Consider the following 23,522-nt stretch of genomic DNA (forward strand, 5'->3'; position numbering starts at 1 on the left):
TTATTTGTGCTTCCCCCGGCTAGGGCTCGGTCCGTTGTCGGGTTTGGCCCCGAGCTTTGTCGCTGCTGTATTTGCGGGAAGGGGACTGGCCGACGTATCTGGCGGTTTGGCGCGTAATTGCACATAATATGTGCGCTCGTGCCTGCCGGGATGCGGAGAGTTGATAAGAGAGAAAACCAAATCCTGATAATAAAAAGGGGAAACCAATGACTGGCAAATTGAACAATGCCAATGCGCGCGAGCACCTGTTCCGCTCACTTTTCCTTGCTACCGCTACCCTTGCTACTGTTGCTTCGGCGCCGATGATGGCCGTTGCCCAAGAAGCTGAGGAGAAAGAAGAGAAAAAGGTCGTTACCGAGCAGGCCTCTGGATCCACCACCCTTGAAGAAGTTGAGGTAACCGGCTTCCGTAAATCCCTCGCTGACGCCATCAATGCCAAGCGCATGGCGGACAACATTACCGACGTGATCTCCGCCGAAGACGTGGGTAAATCCACAGACGCGAACATCGCCGAAGCACTGCAGCGTGTAACCGGTATTTCCATTGCTCGCGAGAACGGTGAAGGCACTACGGTCACCGTGCGCGGTGTGAGTGCCGACCTGAACAACATCAGCATGAATGGTGTCGCCCTGACGGCCACCGGTGGTGACCTGAATAACGACGGCGGTAGTAACGCGGTCAACCTGAGCCAGTTTTCCTCCGATATTCTGGCGAAGATCGAAGTCGTAAAAACCCCAAGCGCCAACCACGACGAGGGTAGTCTGGGTGCAGCGATCAACCTTTCTTCTTTTAAGCCGCTGAACGTCTCCCGCGACCGCCGCCTGGTAGAGGTTCAGGGCCGTTATGCGCCTTTCGCCGATTCCAGCTTTGATGGTGGCGATTCCCGCGTGAACGTCGCTCTTTCAGAAAAGCTGCTGGATGACAAGCTGGGCCTGTCCCTCGTTGCTTCCACTGAATCCCAGAGCGGTCGCACCGACGCCTATCAAATTCCTCGATACACCGTACACAGGGCCGGTGGCGAGCTTGTTGGTAACAATGGCGTAACTCTGCCCGGCGGTTACATCAATGCGGAAACCGGCGAGCACATGACCGAGTTTGACTACGGTGATGGCCCGACCGACCTCTACGCACACGTCCCGTTTGAGATGTTCTATGCGAATGACACCTTCAATCGCGACCGCGATACCGTAAATGGTGCCATTCAGTTCCGCCCGACCGAACAGACCGACGTGCTGCTGAACCTGACTTACTCCAAGTTGCAGTCGGAAAACGAGTCACAGCGATTTAACATTCGCCCACAGAATGGCAGCCCGGAAGGCGATTACAACGTATTCGATCCTAATACTTATACCTTGGTGGGTTATCGTCGCACCGCGAATGCAATTTTTGGCCCAGGAACTGGCCCTTGGCGTAACCCGGGTTATGTGCGCCCGCAGGCCAATATCGAAGACTTCACCGAAGAAAACAAGGTGGTGAGCTTTGATATTGAACACGTGATGGGTGATTTCACCTTCAACCTGAGCGGTGGTCACTCTGAGACTACCGCGGTAGATGACCGGGTAATCCAGTCTACGTTCCAGATCGAAAACCAGCCTGATTTTCCAAACAACCCGCGTGAAAATAGTTTCAACGGGCAAACTAACCCCGGCTTTTACAGTGGTTATGAGTGTCCGAATGGCATCAGTAGTGCCTGTAACATTATTGTTAACGCAGACAATGTGCTGAATCGTGATCCATCATTGGGGCCGGTTTCCGACGCGGCAACGGATTATTCTTTCGGTAGCTTCAACTTCCGCGATCGTGAAATCGAAGATACTTCCAGCAGTGTTTTCTTTGACGTGCAGTGGGATAAGCAGTTTGGCCCGATTACCAAGATTGAGTCCGGTTTGAAATGGAGTGACCGCACCAAGGATCAACGTCAGACCAACACCAACTACAACCGTTTTGGTGTGATGAGTCTGTTCGGTGCGCGGTTGTCCGAGTTCTCTAGTGGCTCTACGCCCTCGGACTTTGGTAGTGAGCTGGGAATTGGTCGCGATACTCTCAGCGACGGCTGGGCCGCGTTTGATCCGTTCCTCGCATTGAGCGCCGCAGAGCTGTCTGACCCAGACAACATTCCTCGCGTACTGCCCGACCTGGTAAATAGCCGCGTACTGAACAATGAAGTATTTGGCGGTTACATCAAAGCCAACTTTGAGTTTATGGATGGCCAGCTGTCCGGTGATATCGGTGCGCGTTATGTGCATACCGACGTCGATGTTTCCGGCGGTGCAAGCGTACAGCTGCTGACGGCAGACTTTAGTGAGGCGTCAGCCAACGTTGACTATTACGGTAGCCAGGAAGCGGCACAAGATGCCTTGGGGGCAGACTTGCAGGGTCCGAACCTGCCCAACAATGGTGGGGCCAACCCGGACTATCGTGAACTGGAAGCGGTACCGACCTCTGACCAGCACAGTTACGATAATCTGCTGCCTTCATTGAACCTTAACTATGCATTGAACGACGACATGATCCTGCGCTTTGCCGCATCCAAGACCATGGCGCGTCCGCCAATTGATCAGTTGAACCCGCGCTTCCGTTATGCGGAGAATGCGTTCAATGCGCAGTCGTTTGCCAGCGCAGGTAACCCGAAGTTGGAACCGTTCGAGTCCTTCAACCTGGATCTGTCCTACGAATGGTACTTTGCGGATGAGTCTCTGATGTCTGTGGCCCTGTTTAACAAGGATCTCAGCAACTTTACCCGCCGGGTCTCTGAGTTGTATTTCATTCGTGACCTGCGCGAAACACTGTACGATGAGAACGGTGTAGCACTGAATCCGGAAGACTTTGGTTCACGGACTGGCGAAGATAACTTTGCGCTGTCTTTCGACGACCTGCTTCCCTTCGATGAAAACAACCAGCCGGCAAACTGTATGCCGAACCGTGAGTTCGACATGGGCTCACCGGTTGGTCAGATCCCTTACGGTTGTGACGTTGTGGCCTTCAACACCTTCGTGAATGGTGATGGTGGCTACGTGCGCGGTGTTGAATTGGGCTTCCAGCACAACTTCACCACCTTGCCTGGTATCTGGAGCAACTTCGGTGTAATGGCTAACTACACCTACTCCGATTCGGAAACCACGGAGGAGACCGAAGTGGGCGAAGATGGCACTGTTAGCGTGACTCAGCTGGCTACACCGTTCCCGGAAACTTCGCTGCACACCTATAACGCGACCGTATTCTACGAGGACGAGGACTATCTGGTACGTCTCGCTTACAACAAGCGCACTGATTACCTGTTGAACGCCAACATTCTCGGTGGTTATGCACACTATCGCGAAGGTTTCGATACGCTGGACCTGTCTGCAGCCTGGAACATTACCAGTCAACTGCAGCTGAACTTCCAGGGTGTAAACCTGCTGGATACGGTCACCCGTGATTACGCGGTGTACACCGGCCTGAATGGTGATGAAAACCTGCCTGGCGAGAGTGTGGATCTTGGGGATGCCCCAAGTGATCGCACTATCCGACTGGCGAACACCGGTCCTATCTACCGCGTAGGCCTGCGCTACAACTTCTAAGCGCGCGAAGACCTGACGACAGCCATTGTCGTCTATCGAAAAAGCGGAGGCTTGCCTCCGCTTTTTTTTGTCTGAAATTTGCGCTCAGCAAACTGGTAAAAGACTTTTAAAGAATCGTCCAATTCCTTGCAGTTAAACATCATATCTTTGTATTATTTCTATGTTCAGCTTCAGGCTGCCCCGGCATAAGGATCACTTGGAAGAGTTACCGTGCCGAACAAAAAATAATCAATTGCTGCTGGAATCCCAGTGCAAGACAATAGTGAGAAGAACCGAGGGAAAGATCTCGTGAGTAAATCCATCAAACTGCTTTCGCTGACCGCGGTGGCCGCCGGCGTATTGTTGGCCGCTGGTTGCGACAACGATTCACAACCACAGGCTGCGGAAGCCGAAGCCAGCGCACCTGTTGTAGATCAGCAGGCGCCGACCCAGTTCCTGCCTGCATCCGACCCGACGAATCAGGGTGGCTGGGTGCTGAATGAAATGGTCAGTGACGAGTTCAACGGAGATTCCCTCGATAAGGAAAAGTGGTTCGTCCAAGGCGAAAACGGCGATTACTACATCTGGAAAGGTCGCGCACCTTCTCAATTCGCGCCGCACAATGTCAAAGTTGAAGACGGCATGCTGAAGCTGGTATCGCAGTGGGAACCCGATTATCCCTTTGCCTACGGTGAAGGGCACGAAGGTAAAGATTACGCCGAGTTTGAAGGGCAGAAGGTACCGGTAACTACCGCTGCTGTTGTCGGCAACAAACGCTTCCTGAATGGCTACATGGAAGTACGCACCAAGGCGGCCGATGCGGCAATGACCAGCTCTTTCTGGGCCATTGGTTATCAGCAGGAGCTGGATGTCTACGAACAGATGGGGCGCCCGACCGGTGAGGGCCCGCTGGACATCAGCGGCAACACCTTGAAGGCATCCATCCACGATTGGCAACCGCCCGCCCAGCGCCCCACGCGCAAGTTCGGCCACAAGACCAAGTTGGACTTCAACGTGGCGGACGATTTCCATGTGTATGGCGCCGAGTGGGGTGAAGACTACATCCGCTTCTACCTGAACGGCGAGCTGATTTCCGAGTCCACTCAGGAAGAAGTTGGCGAGCACTGGGTAATGACCAACCCGATGGAGATATGGCTCGATTCCGAGATCTTCGTATGGCTGGGCTTGCCCACGCCGGAACAGCTGCCTGCCACCTACGAAATCGATTACGTCCGTGTTTGGCAGCAACCACACCCGAACCTTCTGGATCGCGCTTTCTACGGTTTTGAAGGGCCGATCCTGTTCGAAGAAAATCCGCGTCCGCTGGACCTGGTGCCGGAAAATTCTGAGAACAACGATTACCAGAAATTCTGGGCGATTGACGAAGCGTCCGCGAAGAGCTTGCAACGTGTACGCAATGAACAGTTTGCCAAAGGTACCTGGAGCCTGAAATACACCGGAGGCAACAGTGCCGTGGCCAAGGCGGTTGCCCCGCAAGGTTCTCTGCGTGTCCCCGCCGGCGATTACGAAATCTCTGCCAGAGTCTGGGTCGCACCCGAAGCCACCGCAGAGCAGATCGCTTTTACCCTGAATGGTGACGAAGCCGCAATCGCTGCATTCGATTTGGGTGAGTTGGCCCGGGGAGAGTGGGTTCAGGTCAAGCAGGACTTCAATTACACCGATGCCAACACCAACGACTTCATGCAGATTGCAGTAAACGACATCGAGAATGGCCAGGGCGTTTTGTACATTGACGATATTGCCATCGAACAAAAGTAACCTTGAGGTGACCCAAATGAAAAAACTGATTGCAGGAACCCTTGCCAGTGTGGTTTTCGGGGTAACCTCTGTGGCAGCACTTGCTGCCACTCCCCCCAAGCCGGAACAGGCCACCGGCGAGCGCGAGAACGTATTGATTCTGATGTTCGACGACATGCGGTTTGATACGTTTTCTTACCGCGATGGCCCCGTGTCTACCCCGAATATCGACACGCTCGCGGAAGAGAGTGTGCGATTTGACAATGCCATGACCACCACCGGACTGTGCTCGCCTTCACGCGCGGCCATGTTTACCGGGCGCTGGGGGCACAGAACGGGCCTCGACGACAATGTTGGCCTTTATCACTCACGACTGTCTGAACTGGATCTGTCGGAAGGCGGTCTGCTGGCGCGCGCAAAAGATGCCGGCTATTTTGTCGGTTATGTGGGCAAGTGGCATCTCGGTCCTCAAGGCGTCCGCCTGCGTGGCGCCGACTACACAGCGGAGATCAAGGAAGCCGAGTGGTCCCGTGGTATGCGCCAGCTGACGCCTTACGGTATTCAGAAAAATATCGCCAAGTACAAGGCCGCTGCCAATGCGCCGGAAGATCAGAAGGCGGAATATTTTAACGGCGAGAAAGTTGAGTATTTCCAGACTCTGTCCGGAACCTATGAAGACACTGGTACCTATAAGAAAGTAAAGGCGGGCCAGGATTTGCTGCGCAAGGCGGCAAAAGAACAGCGCCCATTCTTTGGCATTATCAGCTTTGATCAGCCGCACCCGCCTTACCGGGTACCCGAGCCTTACGCCAGCATGTTCGACCCGAGCAAACTGGAGTTGCCGGCCAACCACTTGACCGAGCGCGTCAACAAGCCGATGTCTCAGGATGATCCGTTCTGGCCCTGGCACGACGTCAGCCACCTGAGTGATGAAGAATGGCTGAAGATGCGCGCTTACTACTATGGCGCTATGGCCATGATTGATCGCGCCGTCGGTGAAATTCTGGAAACCGCAAAGGAAACCGGAATCTACGACGACCTGCATATAGTGTTTGTCGGTGATCAGGGAAGTATGCTGGGCGAACACGGCCTGTATGACAAGGGTCCCTATGCCTATGACGAGCTGATGCGCATGCCGCTGATGATTCGCAACCCAGGCGTGAAACCCAAATCGGTCACTCGCCAGGTTTCTATGCTCGATATCGCCCCGACCCTTGCTGAAATCATGCACCTGCCGGAAGACGGCGTACAGGACGGTCGCTCGCTAAGTCAGCTGATGGCAAAAGGTGACATTGCAGACAACGGCCGCAAGGACACCGCGTTGTATGCCTACGAGTGGTACAACGGTGGCTGGTTCGGTATTCGTGCTCTGCGTACCCCTGAAATGAAATTTGTGTGGAATCCGGGGGATGCCCGCGACGAACTGTACGATTTGCGCAAAGACCCGATCGAAGTGAATAACCAGTTCAATAACCCCGAATACCGGGAGCAGTTGGTCGTCATGGCGCAGCTTATGCGAGAAGAATTGGTGAAGACCGAAGATCCCTTGCTGGCCCGGTTTGATTTGCAACTGGCCGATCTTCTGAAGTAAATCGCGCGATGTAAGTGGGAAAATAATGAAAGTATTGAATGTAATGGCCGTGGCTCTCCTGAGCCTCGCCGCCAGTGGTGTATTCGCGGCTACCGCGGAAAAGGTCGAGAAGCCAAATATTGTGGTCATTCTCGCCGACGATCTAGGCTATGCGGATGTTGGGTTTAACGGCTCCAAAGATATCGTGACCCCAAACCTCGACAAACTCGCGAATGAAGGCATAACCTTTTCCGAGGCTTATACCGCACACCCGTTTTGCGGGCCGAGTCGCGCAGCTCTGATGACTGGCCGCTATCCGCACAAAATTGGTTCCCAATTCAACTTGCCGGTGCGAGGCTCTTTCGTCGGCGTGCCGACCGAAGAGAAATTCGTTAGCAAGATGCTGCAAGAAAACGGTTACTTCACCGGGGCTGTGGGAAAGTGGCACCTGGGTGAGGCTCCGGAATATCACCCCAATCGTCGCGGTTTCGATGAGTTCTACGGTTTCCTGGGTGGCGGCCACAACTACTTCCCGGAGCAGTTCAAGAAGGCTTATGCCCGTCAGGTAGAGCAGGGACTCACCAACATCGACCACTACATAATGCCGCTGGAACACAATGGCAAAGAGGTTGATGAAAACGAGTACATCACCGACGCGCTTTCCCGTGAGGGCGCAAACTTTGTACGCAAAGCGGCAGATACTGGCAAGCCGTTCTTCCTTTACCTTGCCTACAACGCCCCCCATGTTCCCCTGCAGGCAAAGCAGGAAGACATGGAAAAGTTCCCTGATATCAAGGACAAAAAGCGCAAGACCTATGCCGGTATGGTCTATGCCATGGACCGCGGTATTGGCGAAGTGGTAGATGCACTGGATGCTACCGGGAAGCTGGACAATACCTTGATCGTGTTTTTCAGCGATAACGGCGGCAAGCTACAGTTTGGCGCGAATAATCATCCGCTGAGAGAAGGCAAGGGCAGTGTGTTCGAAGGTGGCTTCCGTACACCGATGGTGATGCATTGGCCCAAGCAGATTAAGGCCGGAACCCAGTTCGAACACCCGATCAAGGCGCTGGATTTGTTCCCTACGTTTGCCGGGCTTGCCGGTGCTGAACTGGAACAGGAAAGCAAGCTGGACGGTAAGAATATATTCTCGTTCCTGCAATCCGGTGACGCGCCACACAAAGACGAGTTGATCTTTGCCTTGCGCCACCGTGGTAGCTATAGCGATGCTGCGGTACGACGCAATGAATGGAAAGCAGTGAAAGTCGGTGAGAAGTCGCCGTGGAAGCTGTTCAATATTGAGCAGGACGAGGCTGAAGAAAATGATCTGGCCGAGAAGCATCCGATGATGCTGCGCGACATGGTGCGTGAGATGGAGAAATGGTCCTGGGATAACGCGCAGCCGCGCTGGTTCCATATCCATGAGGAAGGCGCGCTGTGGCGTCAGCACGGGATGCCGCGGTTCGATAAAACCTTCGCGACGGATTAATTTCCAGGATTCATCTGTAGTCAGTTGCTGATACTTTTGCGGCCACCCAATTACGCGTTCGGTGGCCGTTTTTTTAAGTAGCCTTATCACGGTGTGAGTGCAATGTTTAACAAGAATTATCTTACTGCAGCGATTGCTGTGGTCTCTGTTTCATCCCTGCTGGGTTGTGACCGGAGCGCTGAAGGCGCTGCATTGAAGAATGAGGGTATACAGTTTACAACGGTCAACAATGGATTTTTCGCCCATCAGAAGAATCTCCGCAAATGGGGCGCGCCGGTGGTGGCAGATCTGGACCGGGACGGCTGGCCAGATGTGATTTTGAATGAACATGGGTTTGGCGTAAGGATAATCTGGAATAATGCCGGCGAGTTCAGCCAGCCATTCGATCTGCTGATGGGGGATTCTCACGGGGTTTCGGTGGCGGACTTTGACCAGGACGGCGCACTGGAGGTGATTGTCTCTCGCGGCGGTGGTTCAGGCTCCAATGCGCGCAACGCAATCATCTATCGTGTGGATAGCGAGCGTAATTTTGATCGCCTGGCGAATTTTCCAGATCCACTGATGAACATGCGTGGGCGAACCGTGCAATTTGCAGACCTGGATCACGATGGCGCGACGGACCTTCTGAACTTTGCATTTCCCTCCAAGGAAAGGCGTGGTGAGAGCGAAAATTACCTGTACCGGAATGCAAAGGACGGAACGCTCAGCCTTGCGGGACATTTGAATGCCCGGGTACGTGGTGATGGACAGAGAACGCTGATTACCGATATCGACGGTGACGGGCAGCAGGACCTTTTGCTGTACGGCAACGGTCCAATCTCATTGCACCGCGGCAAAGGCGGGTTTGAGTTTGAGGAAGTGACGGATCAGTGGTTGCCCGCCAAATTTAAAGATGTAACCGGAGCAGCGGAGATCGACTTCGATAACGATGGTGACTTCGATCTCGTGCTCAGCCGCGCAAATGCGTTTGAAAGCGGAGAGACTTTCTTTGACGAGGACACGGGCACGTGGGGCTTCTACGTGCGTCGCGAGGCCTTTGAGTATGATCTGGCAGTGGGAGACCTTCTGGAGCTGGTGAATTACCAGAGCCCTTGGCCGCATCGACAGATCTACATTGGCGAATCCGCCTATCAATATGAATTTCCCGGTGAAACCCACAGCGGAAAGACATTGACGCTGGTCAACAGCGACTCCCTCGGCTGGCCTGATCGAAGGGAAGAGCAGGGCTTGCACGCCGGTTATATCGGCAACCAAACGTGGAGGATTGGCGGTAACGTATGGTCCCCCACAGTCGGTGTCGTAAAAGGGCTGAAGAAGAACCCTGGTTCCGGTATTGACCAGGCTAAAACCAGTCAGCGCAAGGTTGCTCCCGGCAATGTGCTGCTGGAGAACCGAGACGGCAAGTTTGTCGATATTACCACTAGCGCAGGCCTGGATGCGCCACTGAACAGCACCAGTGTGGTAGTCGCGGATCTCGATAATGATGGCTATCAGGACCTGTTCTTCGTTCAACGAGGCAACCTGGTAACCCCCACTGAATCGATGGTCTACCGGAATACCGGCAGCGGAACGTTTGAAGTTGTACACGAGCACCAGGTGCTATCCAATGACCTTGCGGCCTGGGGGCTGGGTGGGGTCGCTTTTGATTTCGACCAGGATGGAAAGCAGGATCTGCTGTTTGGCAACGAGCACGGCAAGTGGCATCTGTTCAAGAACAATACCGCTTCCGTCGGCAATCATCTGACCATTGACCTGGGGGCACCGGGTTCAGTTAATGCGACTCCACTCGACGGAATCCTAAAGGGCACTGCTTGCGGAAAAACGCAAACCCAGCGTGTGGGAAGTAGCAGTTCCGGTTACGAGCGCAGTTTCAACCGCTATGTGCACTTTGGCTTGGGAGACTGTGGTGAGCCTGTGCAGCTTGAGGTCAATTGGACCAATGGCGAGCACTTCGTACGCGATATAGTAGCGTTTGGCAAAGACAAAGAGCTTGTGGTTACGTTGAATTGATGAAAACACCTCAGTAGTGTTAGTACTGCTGAGGTGTCTCAGATGTTTTATTTGTAGATAAAGTCCGTAGCTTCGGTGCCATCCGGGAGATGCATGTCCGAGCGGTATAGCACGCTGGGGCGCTCCGTTTCACCGCTTCCCAAAGCCAATCCCTCCTGAACGATATTCGCCTGACTGAGATCAACTGGGAAGAATCCTTGCTTGGCCGACTGATCGCCAATTTCGGTGTCCGATAGCTGGTTCAGAGAAAGCACTGGAGCGATGGGGAATACCACATACCAGCGTGTGCCAGATGGGTTGAGTGAGGTGTCCAGATCGCCGCGCCCGATGGTGGTTATAGTCTTTCCTTCACGCTCTGCAATGTACTCACGGTTGGAGAGGCTTAGCAGGTAGGTGGATACGTTGCCGACCTCGGCCGTGGGCCTGTCATACTTTGTTTGCCGCAAAGTGATGTCGCCAGTGATACTCAAGTTGTTAATTCGGCCGCGAGTGAGGTCCCGACATCTGGTACCACAGGTAAATGAACCCTTGTCGATGAGCAGTGCAGATCCACTGTCGATGGCCTCGATATTTTCAACGCTGATGTCTTTCAGTATTTTGCTATGGGTTTTAAGCCAGACGCCGGTAAATCCATCGACGATCTTTACATTAGAAATTTTGATTTTATTGGATGAAGTGTAGTAGGGCCCGGACCGGTTGAAGTTGTCGTTGTCGGTGCCATTGCCTGCCTCCACACGCACTCCAATGCCGTTTACCACTTCGATGTTATCGATCTCAATCCAATCGCCACCATACACTTGCACTGCGCCATATCCGGTATGAGACTGGATCGCGGTTATATTCTTGATTGAACCTTTTATCGGTGTGCGCCCGTAGGTCGGATTGCGCTGGATGGCGAACATATCGGGAATGATATTGCCCTCTACGTCAATAAAGTCGCCAGCCTCGTTGGTCGCCAATGGCACGTTGTTGTCCGGCATCGGATTGTTCGGTTGACCCTGGTTATCGTAGCGGTCTTCGAGAAAAACCGGGCTGGATCCAAATCGCCAGGCGTAGGCACCATCTTTGTAGTCGGCGTCGGCGAACATTTGCACGGATACAGACTCCGTGTGGTTATCTTCAATAACCACATTGGATACCGCAAAATTTCGGACGTAAAACGCAGCAAAGGGAATGGCACGGGTTGTATTTACTTGCCCACTGCCGTTCCCCGTACTTTCTCCGTAGACGATCGGCATGTTGGTGCGGGCATCAATGGTGAATTTTCGGGAAGGATCCGTAGAGGTGACTTCCACGTTTTCAACTCTATCCTCCAGCAGGTTGCTGGGACCATTACTGCGCCCGAAGCTGAACAAAAAGCGCCGATTTACATTGCTGGTTTCTTTAGTGCCACGCATTTCCAGAGTGACTTCTGGCTCGATCTCTAACCGGGTGTTTGATGGCAGTGGGATGTGCGCCAGGCTAAAACGTGATTGGCTGTTAGGGTTGGCACGCAGTATCACTACACCCCCGTCCTCCTCGCGACTGGCGCGATTTAGTGCGCCCCGTACGCGTTGAGAGTCATCCGTATTTTCATCAAAAACCGCTTCTGCATAGATTTCCTCAGGCTCCGCATCCGTTACCTGATTTTCAAAGTAACCGATTTCGCCAAACGGTTTCCCCGGCAGGTACGCGACTTCCATTTGGCCGTAGCCGGTGAGGTCGGTATCTGTAGGTGCGGGTTCGGGCTCGGGTTCGGGCTCGGGTTCGGGCTCCGGCTCCGGAGCTGGTGCTGGTGCTGGTGTAGGCTCCGGCTCATTAGAATCTGTACTTGATCCGCCGCATGCACTTAGCACAAACAGGACACAGGCCATGAGCATGAGTTTCGCGATACTTCGGACGAAACTGGTGAAGTGGAATACATATAGGGTCTTCATTGATTCTCGATAGTCTCCTCGGGATTGTTATAGCGCGGTTTACTGACGGCCGATCTAGACCGTTTCCGCCTCTTTTTGTGTACTCAGTTTGATCTCGATTCCTGCGTAGTTGGTGGCCTGGGGACGGCCACCAACTGACGTCGAAGATTGACGTACCCGCGATCAGTTCCTCGCTAATGAATCTCAGGAGGCTACCGTGCAGGCGTTATTTGTTTATCCATTCATCGGCGATGGAACCGTTCAGGCGCAGGGCATCTTCGCGATACAGGACACGTTCCGGTCGCTCCAGTGGAAGGTCCGCCGAGGCTTGAATATTTGCGCTGTCGATATCAAAGGCATACCGGCCTTGATTTCTCGAACCGGTAGAGCCTGAATTCAGTGCGGATGCCATCAGAACCGGCGCAATAGGTTTTGTTTCCCAGCGGCGTTGGGATGGATCGCGTGGAAAGTCACTCAGCTTGGTTCGTCCTTCACGCTCACTCCGAGTCACAAAGTACTGAGATGATGGGCCGATATCTGCAAGGGCAAGATTGTTGGTTCTGTCTAGCCGGATGACACCGTCGAATCGAGTATTGGTGAGCCAGCCGCGAGTGAAAGTGTCCGAATCGCTGGAGTTCGACATAACTGCAAAGGCGCTATCACTCGCGGTTATGTTCGTACCGTGAATATCCCGCATGATTTTTTGGTGAGGCTTAAGGAAAACTGCGGCCATACCTTCACCGTTGTGGATGTTTTGCATCCGAATTTTCTTGATGGTGCCGACATGTTGGCCTGCCTGATTCAAGTAGTCAGACGGACGTCCGCTGCCGGGTTCCAATCGTATCGTCAAGCCGCCCTGTGCAGAGAGATCGCGCATCAATACCTTGGTGCCACTGAACAATTGAACCAGGGCGTACCCGGCAGCAACTTTATCAACGGTGACATTCTGGATAACGCCACCCTCAGGTACACGATCATAGGTTTGGTTATTGGCGACAGTGCGGGTGTCACTATCTGCTACGAGGAAGATTGAAGGGAAGATCGAATAGTTGTCTTCGATGTGGACATTCGACAAGGCGAAATTTCGGACGAAACCGATACGGAACGGAATCGCATTTTTAAAAATTTCTTGATTGTTTACATCGATGGTGAATTTTCGAGTCGGGTGCGTGGACGTAACCTCGATATTCTCGAGCTGGGGTGGCAGGTTGGTGGCATCCCGACCTGCAGAAAACAGCACCCGGTCCATCATGAGAAGAGTGGTGTCCGGGTGTATTTCTAGTCGCGTATTCGATTTCAGGTCGACTTGTGTCAGTCGATATTCACCAGCCCTCAGGCGGACAACGCCACCTTGCGACTTGTTACTCGCTCTATTGATCGCGCCCTGTAGTTGACTGGTTTGCTGTGCCGGCGTGCCGGTGAGTGTGATCGATTCGGTATTGGCACTGCTGACTTGATTGCTGAAGTAAGTAACTCCGTCCACTTTGACTGGATCGACTTCGGCAATGGACGCAGCCTGTGCCTGAGATAGGCTCCATAGCGGTAGAGTGGCCAGGAGAAGTGCCTGGCAAATACTGTTTGCGGAACTCGTAGTCCGTCGACTTCGCTTGGGTGGGATGGTTTTTGCTCTATTTCTCTCAGATTGCTTGTACATAGGATCAGCCTTTTTTGCATTATTTGAGTATCGGCATGCGTACCGGTCGGTACGGCGGGTAATGCTATGTTGGCAAACATGGTATGTATCGATTTTATGTTGTTTTATGTGCCAATATCTAGCAGCTGTGACACAAGTATTGGTTTTGCGCGGGGGATGTGGGACGCGTGTTCAGGTTTGGGGGCGCCGAAGCACGAGGTTGTAAGAGGGGGTGACAAGGCTGCCTGCTTAGTTAGAGTTCTAGGCATACATCCCTTGTGCGAGTTACCTACGGTATCTCGCAATAAGGCCGAGGGGAAATCCGTGATTTCAGGGGCGATCACAATAGCGAGTTTATTTTTCTCACGGGGTGCCGTTTCGTCCTCGGGTACGAGGCGAACGGTTATTCCATGGAAATCGGCGGGAAGGTCGCTAGAGCAATCGACAGGAATCGGAAATGCTAACTGGTGTCAGGTCACTTCGCTGGTGATCTGCAACAGTTTGTCTATATTAAGGCGCTCGTTGCGCAGGTGAATAGTTACCAGGCCACACTTAATCAAGCTTATTTCTTCGGAACTTTTTGCTGTGTTCACGTAATTTTCTATCAATGTGTGGGTAGTATAAATACCTGTTTACGCTACCTAGCAGTACCGATTACTACGCTTGCTTTTTGATCATTTATAATGAGTTGTCTAATTTTTGTACGCGGGCCGGACTGATACAGATTCGCGCACGTGAAAACGTCTAAATAGTGGGCTACTTTTTACAAGTGAGGCAGTGTTTGGCGAGCTTGCCAGCAATAGTCTCGGTATATATGACGGCATCTCACGATATCGATTTCTCTGAAGAGAGTACTATCAATGGTTTTCTTGCACAGGCGTCACGTGGCCACTCCGACCATTATTTAAGAAGCCCGCCACAGTGCGGGCTTTTTTGTACCTTAAATTTAAGTCCACTTAAGTCCTGGTTATCTACGTGCCACAGGTTCAGTGGGTACGAACCTGAAAGCCATTTCTCGCTACGAGTGAGCCGCGACTGGTTGCCCCATGTCGGACGTTGTATCTGATTGGTCGTTCAGCGCTCTTATTAATAGGGTACCCAGTTGCCTGGTGTTATATGGGTTTCCGTTTCCATTGATTATTTGAACCCCAATGGCTTTGGCAACTGTTCGTAAATGAGGCTTGGCTGGCGATAAAGTGGTGCCAGCCTGACTCACTTCAATAGTTCCATTCTCAAGCTCCGCGATCGAGTAATTTTTCCACTGTGCCTCTGTAACTTTGGAGATGCGTCGATTGGAAGGCTTATTAGTGAGCAGCTTGCTCATGGCTATCGAGCTTTGTTCGCCCTCTGCGGCAGAGTGCATAAGCTTTTTAGCTTGTTCCACCGAATCGTCAAAGAGCGTTTCAACCTGCATTTCCTCAGTATTAACTCGCAGAATAATGATCCGGTCTACGAGTTGTAGAGTGTTCGGATTGAAAGCAATGCGGCCGGTAGAGGAAAGGCGGGCCGTCGTCTTTACTGAAACACGCTCGCCGTCCTGGCTGACAACGTCATAACCTGCTTGATTCACTTCAGTTGCCATCCTGCCGTTAGTTATAAGCGCCGCGTAAAGTTCACCAATCCTTCCAATTAAATGGCGGAGCTCGGTTGCAGGAACTCCCCAGTTTAGTTCCCTCTCAAGCCAGCTCATAGCCTCACCAAGTGATTGAATTATTTGTATTTGTGTTAGAGCCAACTTGATTTCCTTTGGTGCGGTTAGGTGACTTGTGAGTGATATTGTTGGGTAGCGTTGCTAGCTGGGTGTGCGCGCCATGCGCAGCATCTCTATATGCGGAATCCCATCCTCATCATAAGTATTCGAGACCTGCAAAAACCCAAATTCTTCGTAAAACCGCTTCAGGTATAGCTGCGCGGATATCCGAATAGAAGCCTGCGGGTATTCCCGCAGCGTGTATTCAACGCCGAGTCGCATTAACTCTTTGCCGATACCAGTCCCTCGCGTACTTTTGCAGGTGAGAACACGTCCGATCGAAGGTTCGGGATATTTCTTTCCCGGCGCCACAACACGCAGGTAGGCGAGCAGGGCGGGGGTAGCTGATTCACTATTCCAGCACACTAGGTGCTTGGCATGCTGGTCCTTGCCGTCTACATCCTGATAGATACTTTCCTGCTCTACGGCGAAGACTTCCTGGCGTGCGCGCAGGATTTCGTAGAGTTGATCCACGGATATCTGGTCGAAGGAAAGCCATTCAAAGCGGTGTGCTGGAGTGGGGTTGGGCATAGTGCTATTTCTTCTTCGGGGAAATCCGCATGGTGATGTCTGCGTGGAAGACTTCCTCGCCATTGGTATCAAACACGCTGACGGGCATCACCACATCCTGTGCAGAATCCCAATAAAAGTCGTCCACCTTGCACACGGCGCGCAAGTCTGTTTTGGCCATTTTCAGATATTGCACGGTCATGCCCACCGGAATCCAGCGGAAGTTGCCGTTCAGGGACACGTCCAGGCACACGCCTCCCGCCAGCTCGGCGGCGTTACACATGGCGATGGCGTGCACGGTTTTAATGTGGTTTTGCACCGCGCGGTGCTTCTTCAGTTTTACCTCAACCAGGCCCGGCTTTATCTGGGTGAAGCGCGGTTTGATCGAGCTGAAGTAGGGGGCGTTGAAGCAGACAATTTTGCTCACCAGCCAGCGGCCAAAGCCATCGACGCCGAGTGTTTTCCAGAGTTTCAGGATCGGACTTTTGGAGGGGGCGTAAGTCATTTGCTATCTCGTGCCTAGTCGCATCAGCAAGATCCTCATTTTTGCACCTCTGTTACGCGAAGATTAAGTATTAAACTGCCCGATAGGCTTGTCCGTATCGCTTATTGTTCTGCTGGCCGTGTGTCTTGAACCCACTATTGCTGTCACTTCCGCTCCGCAACTTCCGCGAACCCAGGCGGCGATCATGGCCCGTATGTCGGCCAGCTGGAGGCCCAGTACCGCCGGTCTTGAACTTCGCCCCTGACACCAGTGTTGCTCAGGGCAACTACAGCTTCAAACTGCAGAGCAGAGGCGACGACGGCAACAGCAACAGCATCGCCTTGGCTGACATGCAGAAGGGCGCCAGTCTTGGACAACAAGGTACCCTAGAAAAGTTATTCGATATGGTTTTCCAAGTGCCCGAGATAGGTGGCCCTGGTGACTACTTGGTCGCCGCGCTGCAAATAAAAGCCCTGATTCCACACATTTGCGGGTTTGAATAGCACGCCGGCAGCTGTGCCGGTAAGAATCAATGTCCCGCGGGGTATGACATGTTTTGGGAGTAGCTCCACCTGTTCGTCGCCATCAAAAAATGTACGTGCTGCCTGAGCGAAAGCTTGGTGCACTATTTCATCCACATTCAGGATCATTTGGTCTGCCGTAAAGCGCTGTCGCGCCTCTCCGTTTACAGCGAGTTCCAGGGAAATCGTTTGGTAGAACGAAGCCGACTTCGGGATCACGAGCAGGTAGCCAGTGGGGAGGAAAGAGGGGCGTCCTTTGCCAGCTGCGAAACCCGTGGTGCCCATTGGCGCGCGGAGATCAAGCTGCCGAAGTAGGGTCCAGCGATCAGTGAAGTCATTACAGAGTATGAGAGCGTACTCTACCTGGTCTTCAGGAGAGCCAATGTCGGAAAGAGGAACCATGGCGAGTTCTGCCTCGAAGTCGAGGCGCGGGTGGAAGTCTACTGGGTGGTTCCATGCGCTTGCTTGGGACAATTTGGGGAACAAGAACGGCGGATCGTCCAGATATACCTCTTTAGCGTGCTCATAGTAATTCGTACCAGCCGCAACATGAGGGTAGTGAAAGTCTGCAGGTACTGTTAATTCGGTAACCGGGACGACTACCTCGGGCCCCGTGACCTTTTCGAGCCCTTCGTACCCTAGTTGGGCATAGGCTTCGATCAAATCGCGGGCGTCGCCGAGCTCTGCTGTAATATCTATTCCTTCGATAGTGTCACCGTTATGGCGCATGACCCTGATCAGTGACGAGCCAGTACGCGCAAATGTCAGGGCTGCTGCTGGATCTGCGATGACCTGAGGGCGTGTGGGTTCCCAAGCAGTATCCACGGCGGGGCGCGAGACATAGAAACTATAGGCGACAAAGCATAATGACACAGTGATGAGCACTATTACGGTGCGGGCAAGAAATTTCATGCATTTTCCTCAGTGTCGATGGTCGATCCTTGAGCTCGATGTCAGCTGAAGGCGTGATAGCCAAAGGTATCTCAGCAGAGAGGCGATGTCTGCTGTTGCTTGATTGCGGCCATTCGAAGTGAGGTCGATTGATCGCCAAATGTACAGCTGGGTAAAACTGTTATTCCTGCCCGTTTAGCATTGATCCCCGTGTATCGAGTCGGGCATACTTAAACGGTTCTGTTATACCTCCAAGGGCATCAAGGCTCTAACTCATTGATTTTTATAATAATACTGAGAGGTGTGTGTGGGGAAAGGGCAACAACCGGACATAGGTTCAAACCAAGATTCGTTCAAGCCGCGATCTACTGCCGTAATCACCCGATACCTTTACCGGATGTATGGGCAGGAAGGGCTCGATACTGCCCAGATTCTGGAGCGCTCAGGCATTGATCCCAAGCAACTCGCTGACCCTGTAGCGCGTATTCCCCATGAAAAACTGATTAAAATGTGGGAGGTTGCTGGTGAGCTGAGTGGCGATCCCCATTTTGGGCTTCACCTCGCCGAAAAAGTCCCTGTCATTCCATTTAATGCCGGCGACTATGCGGCAATGACAAGTAAAAACCTCCGCGAATCCCTCTATAATCTGTCTCGCTATATAAGAATAAGTAGCGATGCAGTAAAAATTGACATTCAATTTGATTCTGATTTAACCCATGTCTTCGCTGACTTGTCAGGTGGTGCAATACCAAATAAACACCATACCGATTTCTGGATTCTTTATTTGGTCCGCTATATCAAAGGATTGCTTGGTCTCTCCGTGCCGTTAGCGTCGGTTGGTTTTAATCATGATGAGCCAGACGATACATCTGCGTATCAATCTATTTTCAATTCAAAAATAAAATTTAACGAAAGAAATAGCTATATTTGTTATGAAAGCAAATATTTGGATGCTACTTCGGTGTGCGCAGATTTATCAATACACAAGCTTCATGAGTCGATGGCGCTTAAAGAGTTGCAGGCGCTCAATGATGTGGGGATTTTGCCCAGAGTCAAAAGAGCGATTAGCGAAGCATTACCAGCTAAGATCGTTGATATAAATGCTGTGGCAAGTGCTTTGAACGTAGCTCCGAGAACCGTTCAACGACAGCTTGCGAATGAAGGCGTAACCTTCAAGAAGTTAGTGGATATGGCAAGGAAGGAATATGCGATTTCAGAAATGGAGAATACAAGTCTATCTATTTCAGAGGTGGCATATCGATTGGGCTATCAGGATATGGGGTCTATTTATCGTGCATTTAAACGATGGACGGGGATGACTCCAGTTGAATACAGAGAGAACTTAAGAAGCGGAGAGTAGATTGAGTGCTTCACTTTCCAGTGCAAAGTAGTCTTTATGAATGGCTAAATAGCTTAGTTTTTCTCGGTGTTTTAACGCAGTTAATTGAATAATTAAGTTTTGCAAAGCCCGAGCAAAGCGAAAAACCATTTTAGCTTTTCACACAAAATATTAGCCCGGAGAATTTTCTCTGGGGTGATTCCTCTCTAAGAGCGCTGATCTGCGCTGTACAGATTTCCACAAATTATTCCCAATTACCGTTCGTAGTCTGATTGAAATCGGGCCTGTGTCTCCGCGGTCAAAACCCGCTGTCGACAGCGTATCACAGTGGCGTCTGCCGTCATAAGTTTGGCGTGTGGCGCCAGTCAATGGGCTTCTGGTTGTTGGTAGAGTGTTTCTCGAGTTACATAACTATGCACTTGTGCGACCAGGTTGAAAACCGGTGCTAGAGAGGCTGTCTCGAGTCAGAAAAGGGTCATATAGGGTGGCGGGAGTCTCAGCATTGCAGCCTTGATTAGGGCTCGGGCAGCATTCTTCTCGAAATTCAGTGCATAGCTTTGGAACCATAAAACTAATAAAAAGAGAGAAAACAAACATGTTCAAACGCTTTCCAGCAAAGTGGGTGATAACCCTAATGGTGGCGGTTTCACTGCATTCATTTGCCGAGCAGAGAAAGCCGCCGCAGGCCTTTATCGAAAAAATGGCGAGCCACAAGTGGGGCGAAAATCGAACAATTACCCAGGTTTCTGAGCACGTCTATATGTGGGGCTCGGACGACCAAAATGGTGCCTATATCGCGACCAAAGATGGCATTCTCGTGGTTGATGGCCATCACTGCCCGTCCGGCACGGTTCCCTGGTTGAAAAATGAGCTTTCCAGACGTTACGAAGCTCCAATCAAATATCTCGTCCTGTCTCATGATCACCCGGACCATATCTGTAATTCAGATGTATTGGGTGAAGGGGCTGTGACCGTCTCTCACTCAAAACTTAGGGATAACCTTCTTGCCTACCAGCGAAAAGCGGCAATACCCGATGTAACCTTTGACGAAAATCTGACGCTCCATCTTGGTAACCTCGAGGTGAAGCTTATCTACCTTGGGCCCACCCATAGCAATAACCTGATTCAGGTTCATATCCCAAAGGAAAAAGTCCTGATCGCGATTGACTTCGCTAAAGGGAAGAAACCTTTCCCAGATCTCCGGGATATGGATATAGACAATTCGATACAGGCCCTGAAAACACTCGCTGATATGGCGGATGTTGAGTATGTCATACCTGGTCACGGGCCCGTTACAACGCAAGAGAGCTTTCTGCAAAGCCGTGATTACCTGAAAGCGCTGAGAGATGAGGTTCGGTCGCTGATGGTGGAAGGTAAGAACCTTAAGGAGATTCGCAACCAGGTAACAATGGAAAATTTCAGTGACTATGAAAATATCGGGATAGTTCTGGATTGGAATATTGTGACCATGTACGACTACCTGTACCGCCAATTGGAGCCGAATAATCCAACTACTCCATGGGAAGCGGCCGATTGCATTGAATTTGGGGTGCAGTGCAGGACTAACGATCGTATGGCTTCTCATTAGTGCTTTAAGTTGTCAGGAGTAGCGGTGATTTTTCATTACGGACTGAGATAACTGGAAGTGAAGTTGATGTTGGGTAATCGGTGGCGAATACAGCGCTAACCGGGTGGTATGGCTGGTCGAAAATATTGTTTTTGACTGGTTTGCAATAACTTTCGATTATCTGCGTCCAATTTTTAAAAAATAAATAATGAGAGAAGATAATAATAATGAAATTTAAAAAAACGTACCTCGCTATCTGTATCGCATCTCAGTGTGTAGTAAGTGCTGTTGCCGATACATCGGAATCAAATAATCAAGACCGCACTATTGAAGAAGTAATGGTCACGGCCCAGAAAAGGCCGCAATCGTTACAGGATGTACCCATTTCAATAGCGGCAATATCGGGTGACACACTCGATTCACAAGTGATTCTTTCGTTCGATGAACTGGCAGCTGACTTGCCCAATGTCGAGTTTGTAGCAAGCCCTGGATTGGATGGCGCAATTGGTATGAGAGGAGTATATACCTCCACAGGGAATCCGGCATTTGAGCAGTCAGTAGGTGTATATTCCGATGGTATTTACATTTCCAGGGGGCGCCTATACAACCTTGCTTTTTTGGACCTTGAGAACGTAGAAATACTACGAGGACCGCAAGGCGTTCTACAGGGAAAAAATAGTGTGGCGGGTGCAGTCAACTTTATCTCAAAGAAGCCGACAGACACCTTTGAAGGTCATTTGTCCGGGCACTATGAGCTTGAGCATGGGAGCTATTCGGGAGAGGCAGTTATTTCCGGCCCGCTTTCTGACCGCCTGAGGGGACGTATAGCACTGCAGGAACAATATACCGGTGGATATCTGGATTTCCCTCGTATGGGTGAAAAGGACCAGAACGAGACGGAATCAAGAGGAGTTCGAGTAAGTGTCGAATATGATTTGACGGAAAACTCTGAGCTTCTTGTTCGCTATGATCATCAGGAGACTGAAGCCTCGGGCGCGACTTTTGGACCGTATAAGTTTCAAGAGGGTGTGCGTGAGGCATATGAAGCGCTCTACGAGTCGGTCGACCCGGACTTCGGTTATGTAACCAGCGGCGTTATATCTAATGGGAAGCTGCTCAGTGTAGATGAAGCCGGGAATATCAGTGCCACAAATAAGCTCCCTAGCCAGGGTGCAACAGTGGATATGCTTTCAGCCACGTATAACTTGCAGCTGCAGAATAGGGCAGAGATTACGTCTATCACTAGCTATACCGATTATTCTACCCATAGTGTATTGGTAAATACGTTTAACGGCATCGACTGGCTGACGCAGGGTGATGATGAGAAGGATGAGGCGTTTGATCAGTTTACCCAGGAGATTCGCTATGCGTCCCCTGGTGGTGAAACTCTAGACTACGTCGTTGGGCTGTATTACCTCGCGCAATCCCTTGATGCAAGTACGGACGGAACCATAATCGACGCTAGTGCACTAGGATATCCGGCGATGGCTTCGTTCGTACAAGATATCGGATTTGTGCAAAACACAGAGTCAATTTCTGCGTTTGGCCAGATTACGTGGAATGTAAGTGATGTTTTCCGAGCGAATCTGGGGTTGCGGGAGACTTATGAGTCGAAAGAGGCGGATGGCTTCTTAACCTCTTTTACCCCGGACAGGAACGTTGTATTAGATCCAGGGTTTAATCCGCTCGTAGATCAATTTTCGACAAACTGGGAAAATAAAGACAAGCGTGTAGAGCGGAGCCTTGATCCGTCATTTTCAGTACAGTGGGATTTCTCTGAAGATGGGATGTTATATGCCAGCTGGACCAGTGCGACGAAAGCGGGTGGCTTTAATGCCGCGGACAGTCGCGGGGATAACTTCGAGTACGAAGAGGAGTCCGCCACCAGCTACGAAGTCGGCGCGAAACTATCTCTGCTAGAAAATAAAATGCAGGTAAATGTTGCAATTTTTCAGTCTGATTATAGTGATCTTCAAGTAAATGCCTGGGATGCAAGTGCCAGCTCTTTCAAGACTGGCAATGCGGCCGAGGCAACCATTGGTGGTGTTGAGGCTGATTTCATCTATCTGGTTACAAATAGCTTAAAGATCGGTAGTACCTTTGCCTATCTCGATGCCACTTATGATGACTACCCGGGTGCCTCCTGTTCTGTAGGTGAAAGTGAGGAGAGCGATTGTATTGGCGGCAATCGTAATGCTTCAGGTGACGCGCTCAGGCAAGCGCCAGAATGGTCTGCGAATGTCTTTGCTGAATTATCAATCGACCTTTCCGACAGTCTGGAGTTGATGTCCAGAATATCGGCTAACTCCACTGACTCCTACTTCATGTCTGCCACTAACGATCCATATCTGTTGGTAGATTCTTATAGCAAGGTAGATGGTCAGGTGTCACTGATCAGTACTGATTCGACCTGGTCCGTTTCTTTGCTGGCTAAGAACCTAACCAATGAAAAAGTTCCTTTTTTCGCCAATAGTACTCCGCTATTTGAAGATGCCTATTTTTCTTCTGTCGAGGTTGGGCGAGAGGTGTTTTTAAAGTTTGATTATGGCTTTTAACTGAGGTTTTG

The 23,522-nt window shown here is 51.4% G+C and carries 14 protein-coding genes; 8 read left to right on the forward strand and 6 right to left on the reverse strand.

The features are described from left to right. Positions 1–206 precede the first annotated feature (206 nt). The 5 genes from LC059_RS05045 to LC059_RS05065 all read left to right on the forward strand — a co-directional run bounded on the left by LC059_RS05045 (position 207) and on the right by LC059_RS05065 (position 10,366). On the forward strand, positions 207–3,560 hold the full coding sequence (locus LC059_RS05045; protein ID WP_226702717.1) for a TonB-dependent receptor: 3,354 nt from the start codon (positions 207–209) through the stop codon (positions 3,558–3,560). A gap of 288 nt (positions 3,561–3,848) precedes the next feature. Next, positions 3,849–5,318: a family 16 glycosylhydrolase gene (locus LC059_RS05050; protein ID WP_226702718.1), complete on the forward strand. Its 1,470-nt coding sequence runs from the start codon at positions 3,849–3,851 to the stop codon at positions 5,316–5,318. Positions 5,319–5,334: 16 nt separating this feature from the next. After that, a complete protein-coding gene (locus tag LC059_RS05055) occupies positions 5,335–6,888 on the forward strand; it encodes a sulfatase-like hydrolase/transferase (protein ID WP_226702719.1) in 1,554 nt (517 codons plus the stop codon). A gap of 25 nt (positions 6,889–6,913) precedes the next feature. Then, a complete protein-coding gene (locus tag LC059_RS05060) occupies positions 6,914–8,356 on the forward strand; it encodes a sulfatase (RefSeq protein ID WP_226702720.1) in 1,443 nt (480 codons plus the stop codon). A 102-nt stretch (positions 8,357–8,458) separates the two neighbouring features. Continuing rightward, complete coding sequence (locus LC059_RS05065; protein WP_226702721.1) at positions 8,459–10,366, forward strand: CRTAC1 family protein; 1,908 nt, start codon at positions 8,459–8,461, stop codon at positions 10,364–10,366. Between the two features lie 47 nt (positions 10,367–10,413). Here LC059_RS05065 and LC059_RS05070 read toward each other — a convergent pair whose 3' ends face one another. From LC059_RS05070 to LC059_RS05095, 6 genes are all read right to left on the reverse strand, one after another. After that, positions 10,414–12,282, reverse strand: coding sequence for a hypothetical protein (locus LC059_RS05070; RefSeq protein WP_226702722.1), 1,869 nt, complete (start codon positions 12,280–12,282; stop codon positions 10,414–10,416). 205 nt (positions 12,283–12,487) lie between these two features. Beyond that, the gene (locus LC059_RS05075) at positions 12,488–13,744 is read right to left on the reverse strand and encodes a hypothetical protein (protein WP_226702723.1); all 1,257 of its coding nucleotides are present in this window, start codon (positions 13,742–13,744) and stop codon (positions 12,488–12,490) included. 1,168 nt (positions 13,745–14,912) lie between these two features. Beyond that, positions 14,913–15,629 carry a DUF6998 domain-containing protein gene (locus tag LC059_RS05080; RefSeq protein ID WP_413231535.1) on the reverse strand — a complete coding sequence of 239 codons (717 nt, stop codon included), beginning with the start codon at positions 15,627–15,629 and terminating at the stop codon, positions 14,913–14,915. A gap of 57 nt (positions 15,630–15,686) precedes the next feature. After that, positions 15,687–16,175 (reverse strand): GNAT family N-acetyltransferase, encoded by a 489-nt coding sequence (locus LC059_RS05085; protein ID WP_226702725.1) that lies wholly within the window; start codon positions 16,173–16,175, stop codon positions 15,687–15,689. 4 nt (positions 16,176–16,179) lie between these two features. Further along, the gene (locus tag LC059_RS05090; RefSeq protein ID WP_226702726.1) at positions 16,180–16,659 is read right to left on the reverse strand and encodes a hotdog fold domain-containing protein; all 480 of its coding nucleotides are present in this window, start codon (positions 16,657–16,659) and stop codon (positions 16,180–16,182) included. Between the two features lie 374 nt (positions 16,660–17,033). Next, positions 17,034–18,071: a fumarylacetoacetate hydrolase family protein gene (locus LC059_RS05095; RefSeq protein ID WP_226702727.1), complete on the reverse strand. Its 1,038-nt coding sequence runs from the start codon at positions 18,069–18,071 to the stop codon at positions 17,034–17,036. A gap of 286 nt (positions 18,072–18,357) precedes the next feature. Between LC059_RS05095 and LC059_RS05100 the strand changes: the two genes are divergently transcribed. The 3 genes from LC059_RS05100 to LC059_RS05110 all read left to right on the forward strand — a co-directional run bounded on the left by LC059_RS05100 (position 18,358) and on the right by LC059_RS05110 (position 23,511). Further along, positions 18,358–19,410 carry an AraC family transcriptional regulator gene (locus tag LC059_RS05100; protein ID WP_226702728.1) on the forward strand — a complete coding sequence of 351 codons (1,053 nt, stop codon included), beginning with the start codon at positions 18,358–18,360 and terminating at the stop codon, positions 19,408–19,410. Positions 19,411–19,984: 574 nt separating this feature from the next. Beyond that, positions 19,985–20,977, forward strand: a complete 993-nt coding sequence (locus LC059_RS05105; protein WP_226702729.1) for an MBL fold metallo-hydrolase — start codon at positions 19,985–19,987, stop codon at positions 20,975–20,977. 206 nt (positions 20,978–21,183) lie between these two features. Then, positions 21,184–23,511: a TonB-dependent receptor gene (locus LC059_RS05110; protein WP_226702730.1), complete on the forward strand. Its 2,328-nt coding sequence runs from the start codon at positions 21,184–21,186 to the stop codon at positions 23,509–23,511. Positions 23,512–23,522 lie beyond the last annotated feature (11 nt).

Source organism: Microbulbifer elongatus, from assembly GCF_020524885.1.
GTDB lineage: Bacteria > Pseudomonadota > Gammaproteobacteria > Pseudomonadales > Cellvibrionaceae > Microbulbifer > Microbulbifer elongatus_A.

Excerpts from the sequence above, each read along its gene's own strand:
- LC059_RS05045 (WP_226702717.1), top strand. The coding sequence starts at position 207 with ATGACTGGCAAATTGAACAATGCCAATGCGCGCGAGCACCTGTTCCGC.
- LC059_RS05055 (WP_226702719.1), top strand. The coding sequence starts at position 5,335 with ATGAAAAAACTGATTGCAGGAACCCTTGCCAGTGTGGTTTTCGGGGTA.
- LC059_RS05060 (WP_226702720.1), top strand. The coding sequence starts at position 6,914 with ATGAAAGTATTGAATGTAATGGCCGTGGCTCTCCTGAGCCTCGCCGCC.
- LC059_RS05065 (WP_226702721.1), top strand. The coding sequence starts at position 8,459 with ATGTTTAACAAGAATTATCTTACTGCAGCGATTGCTGTGGTCTCTGTT.
- LC059_RS05070 (WP_226702722.1), bottom strand. The coding sequence starts at position 12,282 with ATGAAGACCCTATATGTATTCCACTTCACCAGTTTCGTCCGAAGTATC.
- LC059_RS05085 (WP_226702725.1), bottom strand. The coding sequence starts at position 16,175 with ATGCCCAACCCCACTCCAGCACACCGCTTTGAATGGCTTTCCTTCGAC.
- LC059_RS05090 (WP_226702726.1), bottom strand. The coding sequence starts at position 16,659 with ATGACTTACGCCCCCTCCAAAAGTCCGATCCTGAAACTCTGGAAAACA.
- LC059_RS05095 (WP_226702727.1), bottom strand. The coding sequence starts at position 18,071 with ATGAAATTTCTTGCCCGCACCGTAATAGTGCTCATCACTGTGTCATTA.
- LC059_RS05105 (WP_226702729.1), top strand. The coding sequence starts at position 19,985 with ATGTTCAAACGCTTTCCAGCAAAGTGGGTGATAACCCTAATGGTGGCG.
- LC059_RS05110 (WP_226702730.1), top strand. The coding sequence starts at position 21,184 with ATGAAATTTAAAAAAACGTACCTCGCTATCTGTATCGCATCTCAGTGT.